The organism is Vibrio sp. R11-SG3-ISO3-SZ (assembly GCF_059834345.1).
Map to the genome: position 1 here is coordinate 20,719 of NZ_JCBDGX010000060.1, position 11,479 is coordinate 32,197.

At 48.7% G+C, this 11,479-nt stretch carries 11 protein-coding genes; 7 read left to right on the plus strand and 4 right to left on the minus strand.

Features of this window, described 5'->3' with window-relative positions; all coding sequences use genetic code 11:
* Positions 1 to 65 precede the first annotated feature (65 nt).
* Positions 66 to 1,718 (plus strand): P-loop domain-containing protein, encoded by a 1,653-nt coding sequence (locus AC6R1O_RS08060; RefSeq protein ID WP_500656816.1) that lies wholly within the window; start codon positions 66 to 68, stop codon positions 1,716 to 1,718.
* 83 nt (positions 1,719 to 1,801) lie between these two features.
* Here the strand turns inward: AC6R1O_RS08060 and AC6R1O_RS08065 are convergent, their stop codons facing one another.
* Complete coding sequence (locus tag AC6R1O_RS08065; RefSeq protein ID WP_334552201.1) at positions 1,802 to 2,419, minus strand: DNA-J related domain-containing protein; 618 nt, start codon at positions 2,417 to 2,419, stop codon at positions 1,802 to 1,804.
* A gap of 131 nt (positions 2,420 to 2,550) precedes the next feature.
* The gene (locus tag AC6R1O_RS08070; RefSeq protein WP_500656817.1) at positions 2,551 to 3,390 is read right to left on the minus strand and encodes an isopenicillin N synthase family dioxygenase; all 840 of its coding nucleotides are present in this window, start codon (positions 3,388 to 3,390) and stop codon (positions 2,551 to 2,553) included.
* 229 nt (positions 3,391 to 3,619) lie between these two features.
* On the opposite strand from AC6R1O_RS08070, the gene AC6R1O_RS08075 reads away from it, so the two are divergent.
* Positions 3,620 to 4,231, plus strand: coding sequence for a DUF2238 domain-containing protein (locus AC6R1O_RS08075; protein ID WP_500656823.1), 612 nt, complete (start codon positions 3,620 to 3,622; stop codon positions 4,229 to 4,231).
* Here AC6R1O_RS08075 and cutA read toward each other — a convergent pair.
* Both cutA and helD read right to left on the minus strand, forming a co-directional pair.
* A complete protein-coding gene (gene cutA / locus AC6R1O_RS08080; protein ID WP_500656818.1) occupies positions 4,195 to 4,509 on the minus strand; it encodes a divalent-cation tolerance protein CutA in 315 nt (104 codons plus the stop codon). The two genes, AC6R1O_RS08075 and cutA, sit on opposite strands and share 37 nt — an antisense overlap.
* 18 nt (positions 4,510 to 4,527) lie before the next feature.
* Positions 4,528 to 6,606 (minus strand): DNA helicase IV, encoded by a 2,079-nt coding sequence (gene helD / locus AC6R1O_RS08085; protein WP_500656819.1) that lies wholly within the window; start codon positions 6,604 to 6,606, stop codon positions 4,528 to 4,530.
* A gap of 205 nt (positions 6,607 to 6,811) precedes the next feature.
* Between helD and yccS the strand changes: the two genes are divergently transcribed.
* The 5 genes from yccS to AC6R1O_RS08110 all read left to right on the plus strand — a co-directional run.
* A complete protein-coding gene (gene yccS / locus AC6R1O_RS08090) occupies positions 6,812 to 8,986 on the plus strand; it encodes a YccS family putative transporter (RefSeq protein WP_500656820.1) in 2,175 nt (724 codons plus the stop codon).
* A gap of 94 nt (positions 8,987 to 9,080) precedes the next feature.
* Positions 9,081 to 9,305, plus strand: coding sequence for a hypothetical protein (locus AC6R1O_RS08095; RefSeq protein WP_334551826.1), 225 nt, complete (start codon positions 9,081 to 9,083; stop codon positions 9,303 to 9,305).
* Positions 9,306 to 9,360: 55 nt separating this feature from the next.
* Entirely contained in the window at positions 9,361 to 9,639 is a 279-nt protein-coding gene (locus AC6R1O_RS08100; protein WP_500656821.1) for a hypothetical protein, read from the plus strand.
* 173 nt (positions 9,640 to 9,812) lie between these two features.
* Positions 9,813 to 11,075, plus strand: coding sequence for a hydroxymethylglutaryl-CoA reductase (locus AC6R1O_RS08105; RefSeq protein WP_500628301.1), 1,263 nt, complete (start codon positions 9,813 to 9,815; stop codon positions 11,073 to 11,075).
* A gap of 176 nt (positions 11,076 to 11,251) precedes the next feature.
* Positions 11,252 to 11,479, plus strand: a 228-nt coding sequence (locus AC6R1O_RS08110; protein WP_500656822.1) for an FAD-dependent oxidoreductase, incomplete at its 3' end; no start/stop codon positions are given.

The following is an 11,479-nucleotide window of genomic DNA, read 5'->3' on the forward strand; positions in this document are numbered from 1 at the left end:
TACCTTTACTCTGCGCCGACAGGTTTCTATAATCCACGCTTTCAAAATTCTATAGTGAGCCAGTCATGGATCAGTTAACCGCCACCCTTAAAAAAATCGAAAAGCAGAACTATCGCGCTTATCAGCAAATCAAAGGTCAATACGACTTTGGCGATTACACCTTTCACATCGACTACGTTCAAGCCGACCCGCATGCGTCAGCATCACGAGTGCGCGCACTCCGCCCTTGGTCGTTGACCGGCTTAGACTGGCTACGTGAGCAATCTGCTGTCTATCAAATTGCGGCACGCGACTTTATCGCCCGCACCTTTGCTCAACTGGCAAAACAAGAAAACCTCATCAGCATCGCCCTAACGGGTCAAACTGTGATGGATTCCACTGCGGTGATGTTTACTGACGAAGGCATAGAGCTGCGTTTTCGGGTTAATTTACCCGCAGAAGGACGCAGTGTCCTTGGCAAAAAAGCGCTTAACCTCCTCACCTTTCACCTACCTAAATTTATCCGTCGTGCCACGATTGAGCGCGAGTTAGATAAAGCCGCTCTGATTGCACATTGCCAAGGTGTGGAAGATCAACAAGCGATTCGAGATCAGTTGGATGAGCGTGGCTTAGTCGCCTTTATTGGTAATGGCGCCGTGCTGCCGCGTTTGGCCGGTAACACTGACTTGCCAATGAAAGAAGCGGTCGCGTTTGTCTCGCCGCCGTCGCTTGAAGTAACGTTCCATACCCCTCATCACGGTGCGGTGTCAGGTATGGGCATTCCGGCTGGCATTACATTGATCGTTGGTGGCGGCTTTCATGGCAAATCGACGCTACTGAGCGCTATCGAACGCTCTATTTACAACCACATTGCCGGCGATGGCAGAGAATGGGTCGTCACCAGCAGCGAAGCGATGAAAATCCGCGCCGAAGACGGGCGCTGCGTGCATGACTTGAACCTGTCAAACTACATCAACCACTTGCCGATGGGCAAAGATACGGCTCATTTCTCAACCCAAGACGCGTCTGGTTCGACCTCTCAAGCAGCATGGTTACAAGAATCTATTGAATCTGGCGTTAAAGCAATGCTGATTGATGAAGATACCTCAGCCACCAACTTCATGATTCGTGACGAGCGCATGCAGGCTTTGGTCGCAAAAGGTGATGAACCGATCACGCCCTTGGTCGATCGCATTGGCCAGTTACGTGATGAATTGGACATCTCAACCATAGTTGTTATGGGGGGTTCAGGCGATTACCTAGATGTGGCGGATACCGTGATTCAAATGCACGATTACCAAGCCATCGACGTGACCGAAAAAGCGAAACTTGTTACGCAAGAGCACCCAACCACGCGTCAAAATGAAGCCGAATCAGCGCTCGCTACTTTCCGTCCTCGAAAATTGAATTGCTCTGCTTTGCAAGCGGTATTGGCAGACGGCAAGTTTCGCGTTGCGGCGAAAGGCGTCGATTCACTGCGTTTTGGCAAAGAGTTTACCGACCTTTCGGCTCTTGAACAGTTGGAATCGAGCTCAGAAGTGAACGCGATTGGCTGGTTGTGGTTTCAGTTGGCTCAGCGTCCTGGTTGGTCTGCCAACCCTGCTAAAGACGTGGCACAAATGCTCAATGACCAGTGGCATCACACTATGCCCAATCAAGGTGACCTTGCCAAACCGCGAGTGTTGGACGTCATGGCCGCGCTAAACCGCATGCGCAAATCGCAGTTTAAAGGTCAATAAAACGTTGAATATGTGACGCGGTCACAACATGGACAGCAGCCGCTTGGTTTGCTGTCTACGGTTTGGCTGCTTAGAATCCCTTTTTACTGGCGAAGTACATTCCACGCTTCACACAGTACTCGGAATCGTTCGCTGTTGCCATTCTCTCTATCAGGGTGCCACTTCAGCGCCAACTTACGCCACGTTTTTCGTATCTCTGTCTGTGTCGCCTCTTGAGGCAGTTCAAATAGTGACAGTGCTTTGCGGCGGTCCATATCTTCATGATGATTGCCCCCAAGAAACCTCTGATAGCGACTCCAAAATTCATTCAGCAGACGCTTCACTTCGCCCTCTTCTGCTTCATAATTGGACCACTGGGTGTAGTAATCTCGCAAAGGATCATCGGTATCAATCGCAAAACCATGACTTTGTAGCGTCGGTAAAAGCACAATATTCATCGCCTGGACTTGCAGCCAATTATCTGGGTAAAGCGTCTCTTGCAGTTGGTACAGGGCGTTCATCATCAAGAAATTGCGTTTAAACAGATCTTTTTCTGGCAAAGGATCCAACTCAGGCATATAACCGAGTTCACCAAGATGAGCTGCTAAGGTGTGAACCTTCCACCCCGACGGCTTTTTGCGTAGCACTTCGAGGATTGGCCAAAGCAGAGGGTTTTCCATGTATTGCTGAAACGACGTCGCGAGTGCTTGCTGATTACCCATAGGATCCTTCACCGTTTTTCTTTTACTTAAATGGATCCTCAACCATTTGTCGAGTAAAACAGATAACAACTGTTATTCTGTGCGAAAAAAGAGCCACCAAAGGCGACTCTATTGTCATGCGCTTGATAGGGTTAGATAACCCCTAACTCACGTAGGCGTTCCATCAAGTAGCTGTCGGCGGTGTAACGCTCTGACAGCACAACCTCAGGCTTGGGGTGCAAAAAGAGCGGCAGTGAAATGCGTGAGTGCTCTTGGCGAGCGCCGGTTGGATTAATGACGCGATGCGTGGTCGATGGGAAATAGCCACCGGATGCTTCTTGTAACATATCACCAATATTGATGATGAGGTTGCCAAAATCGCAAGGCACATCGATCCAGTCACCCTCTTTACTTTTCACTTGCAAGCCCGGTTCGTTGGCGGCGGGCAATACGGTCAACAAGTTAATGTCTTCATGGGCCGCTGCGCGAATGGCGCCAGGCTCTTCATCGCCCGTCATTGGGGGGTAATGCAGAATGCGTAGCAAGGTTTTCTGGCTACCATTGATCATCTCAGAAAGCGCAATCGAGAATTTCTCCTGTACCTCTTTCGGCGCATGAGCTTCAACCCAGCCGAGCAACTCTTGGGCAAATCTGTCTGCACGCTGGTAGTAATCAAGAATTTGTGCTTTGAGCTCCTCAGGAACCTGCCCCCAAGGATAGACGTGAAAATACTCTTTAATGTCTTTTACTGTATGACCTTTCGCGACCTCTGAGACACTAGGCGGGAAATAACCATCTTGCGTTTCGACGTTAAAGTGGAAATCATTTTTGCGCTCTGAGGTAAAAAATTGGTACCAATTTTCGTAAATTGACTCGACCAACTCTTGCGGAATTGGGTGGTTTTTTAACACACCAAAGCCGGTCTCTCTCAAGGATTGAACAAATTGCTCTGCGGCATCGTCAGCAAGGTAATCAACGGTATCCAGTTTCATGCTTTCTTTACTCGTTATTAGAATTTGACTCGATTCTATGTGCCTCCTATAGGTAAATCAAATGTTGACTACAGGTAACGTAAGTGTTTGCACGAAGAGTGTGCAGCAAAGCGGAATTTCAACATAAAGCGAGATCGGCAGAGTGAAAGTCACAATTGAACAGCGTTTTATTTAATGGTAAAACAGTAGCATATCAATCAAACAGTAAGCGACTATGCGTACAACACACATGCGTACAACACACCTAAAAACCCTGAAGTTTCTCACTGCAATCTACAGTGCAGTGTTTCTATTTTCTGTTGTTAACCCAAGTTCAATTCACGTTTGGTTGGCTGAAATTGTGCCTGCCGTGGCAATACTGGCGATTATTTGGTGGTTATCCCAGCGCTACGTATTTAGCCATACGGCCTACATTCTGATGTTCGTCTGGCTGGTATTACACACGATTGGTGCAAAATATACGTTTGCTGAGGTCCCCTTTGACTGGTTCAACCAACTCATTGGCTCAGAGAGAAATCACTTTGATCGCGTTGCCCATTTCTCTATCGGCCTTTACGCCTATCCGATAGCGGAATACCTGATGAGAAAACGCAAGCTACCGTGGGGGCTGTCTGCGTGTTTTGCCTTATTCTCAATGATGTCGCTGGCAGCGGGCTATGAAATCATTGAGTGGTGGTACGCTGAATTAGCGGGTGGCGATGAGGGCATCGCCTTTCTCGGTTCCCAAGGTGATATATGGGATGCGCAAAAAGACATGCTGATGGACACCTTGGGCGCGTTAAGCGCACTCGCTCTGATGGCCGTTCAACGACGAGTGTTTGCCTCAAGCCAACTGAGATAAGGGTTGAAACCATCGACAATGGGCACTTGCACGACTTGCGGGGTATCGTAATCGTGCAACTCCACCACCTTTTGTTCAACTTCAACGTAGTCGCTCTGCGTCGTTTTGATCACCAGTAAGGTTTCGTTGTCACGACACACTTGCTCTTGCCAGACATAGTGACTCTCAATGGGCATGGTTTGAATACAAGCGGCAAGCCTTTCTTTAAGTAACGCATCTATGATTCGCTCAGTGAGCGCTTGACTGTTGGTGGTGGTGAGCGCAATACAAAATTCCATCGGCCACTCCTCGCGGTGCTATTTCACAATACTGACCGGGTAATCCTCTTCAAGCAGCTCTTTGACAAAACTCGAACCACTGCCGTTGAAGGTTACCCAAACCTTTTTCTTTGCGCGTGTAAGCGCGACGTAGAACAGTCTCCGTTCTTCTGCAAACGGGTAGCTTTCTTGTGATTGTGTCAAGGCGCCATCCAAATGGAGCGCTTTAACTCGAGCTGGAAACTGCCCTTCATCCACATTTAATATAATCACAAAGTCGGCTTCACGTCCTTTGCTCGCGTGACATGTCATAAATTCTATCGACAATTGTCGAAACCGTTTCTGCCAATCGTCGAGCAGTTCAGGGCGATGATAGTGATTTCGGGCGAGTAACATCACTTGGGTTGTTTGCTTGGCGTTACGATCCAGTTGATCAAGGATTTTTTCCACTTGACCTGCAGGTGCCAATGTCACCGCTTTGCTCTTTTGTTGTTTGTGGCTATTGAGTGATTTTTGCAACTGCTGTGGATTTTGCTGCACAAATCGATTGGCAACCGCGCCCAACTGATTGTTAAAACGGTATGTGGTGTCGAGGTAGTGAATGGTCGCATGTTGGAAGCGTTCACTAAACCCTGTCGTCAACGAAACATCAGATCCAGCAAATTGATAGATGGATTGCCAATCGTCGCCAACGGCAAATAACGCGCAGCCATCTTCCTCTTCATGGGGTTCAACTTGCGTACACAGCGCTTCAATCAAAGCAAGACGTGCGGGAGAGACATCCTGATACTCATCCACCATGATGTATTTCCAAGGCGCGCGGAATTTGCCCTTCTTCACATAGTCGACGGCTCTTGAAATCATAATATTGAAGTCAACTTGCTGCTGCTCTTTCAGCATCTGCTGCCAAGCTTGATAACAAGGCCACACCAAAGAGAGTTCGCTATTTAAACGAGTGTAGTCAGGGTGCTCAACCAATCGCTGCTGCAGCTCTTTCTTCGATACACCCATTGCAGCCAATTGACTCAACTGTTTCTCTAGCCATGCGATGAGTTTAGGGTTTTCAACATGACTGCCTAACTCATCATCCCCGGCCAAATAGGCGATGGGCCACTTGACCAAATGTTTTTGCCAACGCTTAAAGTTGGTCGGCGTCATCCAGTGCTTTTTCAACCAGTCGACACACCATCCGTGACGCAACTTATCGTCCACCGCAACGGGACAAATCTCAACGCGACTGGATTCAACATCATTTAATATCTTCAGTCCTAGACTATGAAATGTGCTGACTTCCACCCCTTCAGCGCTCAGACCAATTTTACTCTCAAGGCGCTGTTTCATTTCGCTCGCGGCGTCTTTACCAAACGCCAGCATTAAAATCTGATCGGCTTGCGCCAAATGACTTTGCAGCAAGTAGGCCACTCGCGCCGTCAATACACTGGTTTTACCCGAACCCGCGCCGGCTAAAATTAGGTTATTGTCATCATTGAGTAGCACCGCTTGGCGTTGAGAGAGGTTAAGCGGCGATGACTCGATACGTGAAAACAGTACCTCCCAATTCTCAAGTTCGGTTTCCATCCATTGATGATTGCGCGCTTGGAGTGACGTTTGTGTCTCTTCAATCCACGGTAGCAGTGGCGCTAAGCGCTTTGGCATCCGCAACTCAGCTTCTTCGAGTGTCATGCGCATGCATGCTAAATCGTCCATCACTTTCGTATTCCACGCAGCTAACATCGACTGCCTTAAGAACGTAGGTCGACGCAATTGACGATCGATTGCCTCTTCCCACTCTGGCACATACTGGTTGAGCTGCTGGCACTGAGTGGCGTGCCACTGCTCATAACTGGCCACCGCGTGCAGCGCGAATTGCCGACACGCTTTAGGGCTAAGGCCCTGAACAATCCAACGACGCTCTTTACCGCCATCAATGTGGCTGTAAAACTCAAGCCCACTCCATACAATCCCCGTTTTGACTTTGACTCGCCCATCCCAAACACGAAAAGGCACCCGTGTTTCTTTCGTTTCGGATCGTAGAATCAACTCCTGCTCGCCCAGTTCGACGTGGTGGTATTCGTTTTGAGTAAAAAATGTAGCGGATGGGGATGCACTTAACTGCATGTCACAAGGTTCCTTGGCGTCAATAATCAACTCGCAAACTCTAAACGTTAATGCGATGCCCCTACTTTTCAGAACCTTACTACATAAGTCAAGGGCTGGGCGGGTCATTTGCGCATCGAACAGACCTATTTCATTACCTCGATCAGTTAGTTACCATAGAGTCGGTGGTAATGTTTACCCCAAAGCTAACCAAGAAGAGACGCCCGTGCCCTATTTGCACCAACTTCGCCTCCTGTGGGTGAACCGAACGTTTAATAACAGTTTACTGATTTTAATCACGCTGCTTGGCGCGGTAGTGCCTGCCTGGTATTGGCAGCAGCAGACGCTATTAGTCCCACTGATTCTTGGTATCATCGCGGCGGCGCTGGCTGAAACCGACAATAGCTTTGTTGGGCGGTTAAAGTCGATCACACTCACTTTGATCTGTTTCGCGATCGCCACCTTCTCGATAGAGCTGTTGTTTGATACGCCTTGGCTGTTCGCTCTGGGTCTGTTCACCTCGACATTTGGCTTTATCATGCTTGGCGCAATCGGTAGTCGCTACGCAAGTATCGCCTTTGGCTCGTTATTGATCGCTATCTACACCATGCTCGGCATTGACCAAAGTGGTGACAGTTGGTTCCAACCGATATTACTGCTTACTGGTGCGAGTTGGTATTTCCTGGTTTCTATGGTTTGGTTTGCAATTTGGCCGTTGCAACCGGTACAACAAAGTTTATCTACCGTTTTTTATCAACTCAGCCATTACCTGGATCTGAAAAGCCAATTGTTTCACCCAGTGACCAATTTGAATCCACAACCGATGCGTATCGAAGAGGCCAAACGCAATGCGGCGACCGTCACTGCGCTCAATCAGTGCAAATCGACGCTGCTCAGCCGCTCAAAACGTGGCCATGTGGACAGCGCCAGCGACCGTTTTCTTAATATCTACTTTATTGCGCAAGATATCCATGAGCGGTTAAGTTCGAGCCACTATCGTTACCAAGAATTAGCGCAACACTTTGAGCGTTCCGATATTTTGTTTCGTTTCAAACACCTTATTGACACGCAAAAACAGGCATGTCAGCGCATCAGTCAAGCCATCATGACTGGCAAAGCGTATCAACACGATACGGATTCAGTCATCGCACTGGATGAACTGCAAAACTCATTGGCGCACCTCCAAGCGCAAAATCACCCCACATGGAAACCTCTGCTAGCGCAGCTTGGTTACTTGTTTAACAACTTAGCCATGGTGGAAAAACTGCTCGCCAACGTCAGCAACCCAGACACCACAAAACCCGAAGAGGATGAATTGGATGACACCGAAGCGCACACGCTCAAATCGATGTGGCAGCGGGTACAATCCAACCTCAACAGTGACTCGATTCTGTTTCGCCATGCGCTACGCCTGTCTCTGTCATTAACGGTAGGTTACGGCATCATCCAAGCGTTTGATATTGACCATGGCTACTGGATTTTGCTCACCACCTTGTTCGTTTGCCAACCCAACTACAGCACGACTCGACAAAAACTGATTGGCCGTGTGGTCGGTACCATTGCTGGTCTTTTGGTTGGTGTGCCACTGCTGAGTTTTTTCCCCTCACAAGAGAGTCAGTTGGTGCTGATTGTCGCATCGGGTGTCGCCTTCTTTGCCTTTCGTTTGGCGAATTATGGCTACGCAACAGGCTTTATTACCGTTTTAGTTCTGTTTAGCTTCAACCAACTAGGAGAAGGCTACTCGGTGGTGCTTCCTCGTCTCGCGGATACGATCATAGGCTGCTTACTGGCCGTTGGCGCGGTGGCGTATATTCTCCCGGATTGGCAGTCTAAACGATTGCACACCGTGATGGCCGAAGCTATCGCTGCGAATCAAGCATATTTAGCCCAAATCATTGGCCAATATCGCGTGGGTAAAAAAGACAATCTGGCCTACCGAATCGCTCGACGAGCGGCGCACAATAGTGACGCGAACCTCACTGCCGCCATATCGACCATGCTCGCAGAGCCTGGGCGCTATCGAAGCGCCGTAGATGAGAGTTTCCGCTTTTTAACCTTAAACCATGCGCTGCTGAGTTATGTCTCAGCGTTAGGCGCGCACCGTACCCGCATCGACAACGAACAAACGCATGTATTGATTCTGGATACCCACCGGCTGATTCACCAGCATCTTGAACTGCTGCGCATGCGTTTAAATCGTAAACCTTACGCTGAAGACTTTGTGATTGCGGAAGATCCGACGATTACCTCTAGGCTAAGTGAGTGGCGTGAAGAAGACGACAATTCGGTGCGTCTCGTGTTGCAACAGCTGCACCTTATCTATCGAATGATTCCTGAGTTGCATTCACTGGCTAATAAATTCAGCGTAAGAGTGATAAGCCCCACTAATACAGAGTCATGAAATTGCTGTCATCTCACTTTTCCTGACAAAACTCGGACAAAAAAACAGCACAATCCCTTACGATTTGTATGAATTTTCGCACAGGCGTAAGACGATGAACGGAGACATCTCTTTCACAACTGAACTTGAGCACATGATGCTAAGTGGGGTTAATAATATGTCACCACAACAATTTGAGATTATCCGCACGCAGCTGCAGAGCCTATCACCTCAGCAGTTACGCGCACTTCTTGGTGATATCAACGCCAAATTGGATCATCCTAGTGAATCGATTATCTCAGATGATGAGCTAGATATGATCACAAGCCTCTTTTCGTAATCAAACTTGCTCAATGCAGGCAGACACCTTAAGCTTAGAGTAAGTGGAGGCGCTTATGTCTGTTTCAGCAATACAATCTGGCTATCATATCATCGACCAGTCATCTCGCATGGCTGAAGAGGCTGCGCTCGAGATCAACAACCAGACCAATGCCCCGATCCCACTTAAAGACAAATCCCTCGATTTCAATAAGGTCGAATTTAAAGTACCGGTAATTGACCACATCCAGCCGCTCGCCGAGCTGACACAAGCGGAGCAATACAGCAAAATCGGTACAAATGTCATTCAACGCGATCAAGATATGATTGGAACCTTATTAGATATCCATGTGTAAGACCTTGTCCCAAAACCAACTCGCGCAGCCAGTTGCCCATTTTCCTCAATCCTGTTTCGCTGCTTCTTGATTCGGTGTTGAGTTCAAACCTCACCCCGTTAGAATGCCTAACACTTTTTGTACGTTTATCACTATTTTTGTACGTTTATCACTATTTTTGTACGTTTATCACTATGCCCAAAATGAATCACGCCGCCCCGAACACCTACACGCCTTTCCAGACGCAAGATGAGGAGTATGACTTAACTTCACAACTTGCGCCTCGAGAAGGAAAACCGTCACGCCGATTGACGCCGAGCCCTTACATCTCCGAGAAAGCGCTAAACCAACGGTGGAAAACACTCTCGGCGCTCACCGACCGCTCATTGTTGCTTGATGATCAGACTGAGCAAAATTGTGCCATTTTTGACCGCAATATCGAGCACTTCATCGGCACGGTAAAAGTCCCGGTAGGCATCGCCGGCCCGTTGCGGGTAAACGGCCTACACGCACAAGACGACTATTTGGTTCCACTGGCGACCACCGAAGCCGCTCTTGTCGCGTCATACAACCGGGGCGCTCAGTTGATCACTAAGGCGGGCGGGGCCAGCGCAATGCTGCTCAACGAAGGCGTTACACGCACGCCGGTGTTTGTATTTGAAACACTGGCTGAGGCGGGCCAGTTTGTCGCTTGGGTCACCACCCAATATGAACAGTTCAAACACATTGCCGAGACCACGACCTCTCACGGTAAGTTGCATGATATCAATGTCAATATTGAGGGGAACCACGTCTACTTGGTGTTTGAATACCACACGGGCGACGCGAGTGGGCAAAACATGGTGACTATCGCGACCAATGAGGTTTATCACCACATCCTTAAGACCACCCCCATAGAACCCAAAGAAGCTTTTCTCGACGGCAATTTGTCAGGCGATAAAAAAGCCAATAACTACACTCTACGCCATGTACGAGGCAAAAAAGTGACCGCAGAAGTCACGATAAAACGCGCGTTGGTTGAGCGCTACTTGCATACGACGCCGGAAAAAATGGCTCGCTTTGGACAAGTCACCACAACTGGCGCTGCGTTGTCTGGCAGTATTGGCGTCAATGCGCACTATGCGAATGCGCTGGCGGCTTTGTACATCGCATGTGGTCAAGATGCAGCCTGCGTCGCTGAATCCGCCATCGGAATGACTCGAATGGAAGTCAACTCACAAGGCGACCTCTATGCTAGCGTCACACTGCCAAACTTGATGGTGGGTACCGTTGGCGGTGGGACTGGCCTGCCGAGCCAAAGAGCCTGCTTGGAAATTCTCGGGCTGTATGGTGCGGGCCACGCAAAAGCGCTCGCTGAAATGGCCGCCGCACTTTGCCTGGCGGGTGAGCTTTCCATTGTCGGCGCATTCTGTGCGGATCACTTCTCAAGAGCCCATCAAAAACTCGCCCGAAAATAAACGCCACGCATTGATGAAAAGTTTTAGGACCTCGGCTCAGCCGAGGTTTTTTTTCATTCGTTCGATAGTCTGATTGGATGACATTCAAACTTTTTTCATTTTATATCTATTCGAACCTGTTTTTTCGTGATTAAATGAACACAATAATGAGCGAATGAGCATTTTGGAGAGAATTTATGGACGCAAGCTTGTTGACACACTCCCCCCATGAACCATTGGACGTTATCGTCATTGGTGGCGGAATCAATGGTGCGGGCATCGCTGCGGATGCAGCAGGCCGTGGGTTAAAGGTTGGGCTATATGAGGCTCAAGACTTTGCCGGTGCGACCTCTTCTGCGAGTTCAAAACTGATTCATGGCGGGCTGAGATATTTAGAGCATTACGAGTTTCGTTTAGTTTCGGAA